The sequence below is a fragment of the Lysinibacillus sphaericus OT4b.31 genome, assembly GCF_000392615.1.
GTDB classification, from domain to species: domain Bacteria; phylum Bacillota; class Bacilli; order Bacillales_A; family Planococcaceae; genus Lysinibacillus; species Lysinibacillus sphaericus_B.
In genome coordinates, this window is the sequence record NZ_KB933416.1 from 1 (window position 1) to 4,149 (window position 4,149).

4 protein-coding genes and 1 pseudogene are annotated in these 4,149 nt (G+C 37.0%); all 5 read left to right on the forward strand.

All coding sequences use genetic code 11. The features are described 5' to 3' along the window. A pseudogene (locus H131_RS25105) lies at positions 1-290 on the forward strand (contractile injection system protein, VgrG/Pvc8 family); the annotation flags it as partial. Then, positions 290-1,540, forward strand: coding sequence for a toxin C-terminal domain-containing protein (locus H131_RS26215; protein WP_010861352.1), 1,251 nt, complete (start codon positions 290-292; stop codon positions 1,538-1,540). The pseudogene H131_RS25105 and the gene H131_RS26215, both read left to right, overlap by 1 nt. After that, positions 1,533-2,096, forward strand: coding sequence for a hypothetical protein (locus H131_RS22030; RefSeq protein ID WP_010861353.1), 564 nt, complete (start codon positions 1,533-1,535; stop codon positions 2,094-2,096). The genes H131_RS26215 and H131_RS22030 overlap by 8 nt, the downstream gene beginning before the upstream one ends. Before the next feature lie 437 nt (positions 2,097-2,533). After that, positions 2,534-3,301 carry a hypothetical protein gene (locus H131_RS25110; RefSeq protein WP_051112231.1) on the forward strand — a complete coding sequence of 256 codons (768 nt, stop codon included), beginning with the start codon at positions 2,534-2,536 and terminating at the stop codon, positions 3,299-3,301. A gap of 14 nt (positions 3,302-3,315) precedes the next feature. After that, on the forward strand, positions 3,316-3,654 hold the full coding sequence (locus tag H131_RS22040; protein ID WP_010861355.1) for a hypothetical protein: 339 nt from the start codon (positions 3,316-3,318) through the stop codon (positions 3,652-3,654). The last annotated feature ends 495 nt before the right edge of the window (positions 3,655-4,149 follow it).

Below are 4,149 nucleotides of genomic sequence, written 5' to 3' on the forward strand. Positions count from 1 at the left end.
GAATTGAGGTGCATAGTAACTATCCGCTTACACTCAAGGCCAATGACAATATCACCTTTGCAGGTAAAACCATCGCCATAAGCGCCACAGAATCTATGCGCTTGACCTGTGGCTCCAGCAGTATCGTGCTCGATGGCATTACCGATATGCAGGGACAGATTGTTGAAATGGAGGGCTCCATCAAGGCGCCTGTTCCGGCATCTAGTGCAGCGGAAGAGGGAAACGGAGATGACCTTGAATCCGCTCTCGACGTCATGGGCATGATTCCCCTCGCAGGGGGTGGTGCGTAATGGCCAAGAAAGGGAAAGGTTTTTTCGGTTCGATAGGCAGTTTTCTTGGTAGTATCCCAGCTGTCGGCAAAGTCAAGAACGCCGCCAAGTCTGTAAAAAAGAAAATCAAAAATACGAAAAAGAAACTGAAAAAAGCTCTAAAAAAGGCGAAGAAAAAACTAAAGAAAAAGCTCAAGAAAAAGATTGGGAAAGTATTTACAAAAGCCAGGAAGCTTAAAAATAATCTATCGAAGAGTAAAATGGTGAAGAAGTTTAAGCGGACTGCCAAGAAAGTAGTACTTGCAGCGAAGCAGGCGGCAAAGAAAACCTCTACCAAGGTAAAACAAGCCGTGAAGGAAGTAAAAGCGAAGGTGAAAGAGACAGTCGTGCCATTAAAACCTTCGAAAGGCAAAGTAGAAAAAATATCCAAAAAAGTCGGTAATAAAATCCAAGGAGAAGCTGAATTAGCGAAATTCTTTGACGAGTACCTTAAAGACCGAAAGACGGTTGGACCAATAGGAAACAAGTATTCAGTTCAGGATGGCAATCCACTGACAACTTTACAGGACAAGCGTCAAGTTCTGAGTGCTCCTTCTACAGCAGACCCAGATGGTTTAGCCCCATATGCAGTGATTGGTTACAAAATGTTTGTCGAAGATTTTGTCACACTAGCGAATCCAAACGCGACACTTCAAGAACGAAATGAAGCAACGTTATCGGCACTCAGCCCTTTTGGGAAGGCGGGAAAAGGGAAAAAAGTGGCGGAAGCCTTAAAAGATATGGAAAAAGGTTTGGAAGCTGCTCAGGATTTCAATAAATATGCAAACAAGGGGAAGGATGCCCAAAAAGCCACTCAGAAAGAAAAAGAGCAACTTGGTGAGTATGTAAATAAGGGTAATGGTAATTCTAATGATGCATATGGTGGTTATTATGAACGTAAGGAACAAAGAACAGATGATTACAATAATAAAACAGGAAATTGGACACCTGCAAATAAGACAACTCCACCCAATGGACCGTATAGAACTGATAAGGAGGCCGATGTTGCTGCAGAAATTTTAGGTTATAAACGAGTTCCTGGAGTAAAATCACATGGTAGAGCAGTTTATACCAATGGAAAAGAGTATATTTCTCCTGATACACCCAGAAAGACAACCGGTTCAACTGATAATGGTGGGGTATGGAACAAGGCAAATTCTCCAGAGGATTTGTTTAGGAAGGAAACTAGAAAAGGAACATATGATAAAAATTTAAATAGGATTGGTGATTAATATTAATTACTTTTGGCAAATTTCTAAGTATAAAGATGACGAATATCCATTAAATCAACAAGGTGGAAGCCCTACTTGGACATCTGTTTCTGATATAGGAACAAGATATAATGGGAGAATATTTACAGTAAATGAATATTTAACTATGGAAGAGACGTTTATTAAAGCTATTCAGGTTTTTATGACCTCTTCAACCTCTACTAAATTAATGGTTAAACAACTTGAAAAACCACTAAGCTTGGAAGTGATTGAGGATGATATTGTGAAAAAAGGATTTTCCTTGGAGGAATCCAAAGAAATGCTTAATTATTTTCAGATTGTTGAACAAGGCATGAGTATAAGTTTTGCTGAAGTAGAATTTATTATTCGCTTGGCTTTAAGGGAGTATATTTGGGTTGAATTAGAATCAGAAACAATGTTTGTGAGATTTGATTATGATTATTATGTTGACATTGGGAGTACTGAGCGATGTGATGAGGCTGTAAAACAAGTATGCAAAATGAACCTGTCAGTTAATCTATGGGACAAACCTTATCCTTTTAGCAGTTCTACTTAAGTAACAAGATTCTTAATTGGCTATTTGAAGTGCTCCCCAATTATTAGATGTGTCTAACAATTGGGGAGCACTACAATATGCCTTTTAAGGTTTTTTTTAACTCAAAGAAGTTTGTGGTTAAACTGAACCTTCATTACCTGATGGGAGTAAGCTAAAAGGAGATCTGAAATTGAAGAAATTTGAAATTATGGCGGTTATCTTTAAGATAACCGCTCAAGCTGTAGACAAACTCGGCAAAAAATCGAGTTTGTCTACAGTCTTTTTTCTTTTACAGTAGAAAGCAAGAATAATCAGGTCCAGTTGCACTAATAGGAAACAAGTATTCAGTTTAGGATGGCAATCCACTGACAACTTTACAGGACAAGCGTAAAGTTCTGAGTGCCCTTTCTACAGCAGACCCAGATGGTTTAGCCACATATGCAGTGATTGGTTACAAAATGTTTGTCGAAGATTTTGTCACACTAGCGAATCCAAACGCGACACTTCAAAAACGAAATGAAGCAACGTTATCGGCACTCAGCCCTTTTGGGAAGGCGGGAAAAGGGAAAAAAGTGGCGGAAGCCTTAAAAGATATGGAAAAAGGTTTGGAAGCTGCTCAGGATTTCAATAAATATGCAAACAAGGGGAAGGATGCCCAAAAAGCCACTCAGAAAGAAAAAGAACAACTTGGTGAGTATGTAAAGAATCTTGATGAGGGTACGAGTATAGGGACTAAGGGTTCGGGTAAATTTGATCCTTTAAGTAACCCGAAAATAGCAAAAGAGATTGAATCAAATTCAGATGCGGTCTATGGTTATTCTCCTGAAAAAGGATCGCCATTAGATAAGTTTGGAGTAGATTGGACTAACCAAGAGCAAGTTGCTTCTGCAAGAGCTAAGAGAATGGAGTATCTGAAAAATATGGAGCAAAAGAAAGTAAAGCTTGAGAGTGAGGTTGCCAAACTTCAAAGTGAAGGTATGTCTATTGAAGAAATTGCAAGAAAAATGTCTGAAAAACGTAATCTCGATAGAATGAAATCATATGATTCTAGTAATTCTGAGGGTCTAGCCGCCATGAAAGAGCGTAATATTCAACAATATGGAAGAGAAGAAGGGCCTACACCAGAACAACTTTTTGAAAAGTATGGTTCGTGGGAAGAAGTTATTTATGGTAGCGTAAGAACAAGTCCAGCAATGGATGTGCTTACAGGTTTATACAAAAAATAGGAGGATACAAATTAATGTTTGAGGAGAAGCAACAACAACATACTAAGTGGTTCTTAGATGAAGATTTAAAATTACGACAACAAAATCTTGGAGATGGAAGAATAGGTATTTGGGTTTCGGTTCATAAATTTAACGTTTGTTTTACAATGATTATGTATGATTTTATTGAATGGTGTCGGGAGTTGGATATAAATTTAGAGGTTGATATGAGTTGGAATAACCATAGGGGCTTTGTGATTGAGAGTAAGGATTTGGTGTTGTTGAGGTCAGAAATAAAAAGATTCATAGACATAAACAATATAAAGCCTAGTGAAGATGACGAGAAATTTTCTGACGATGAGTGGTATTCATAATATAATGTGAACATTTTTTATAGATGATCCATTATTCTACCCATGTTATACCTGTTTACTAAAGAGTTGGTAGATAGTTAAAAATATCTTTGTATTTGAATTAATAACTCATGAAGGCAAGCCATCAAGAGATGCTATTTTAATACTAATGTAATAAGAGCGAGAACAGGCGAGATGACATTTTATAACAAGGACCACTATTGGATGATTAAGCAACAAACATACGAGATTAAATAAGCTAAAGGGTTTAAGCGTTACATTTGCCATGTGATAAAAAAGATGTCATACTGTCAATACTAAAATAACTTATAAAACTTGCAAATATTATTAAACTTAGAAAATTTATAAACTTAAAGCACTTGATTGTCTATAACAGGCGACAAGTGCTTTTTTGCATGTTTAAATACGTAAATTGAAAAAATTTCGATTATTTAATTAGTGTACTAAGTGAATCAATTTCATAATACGTATTTTAAAAAAATCATAGACGTGCAG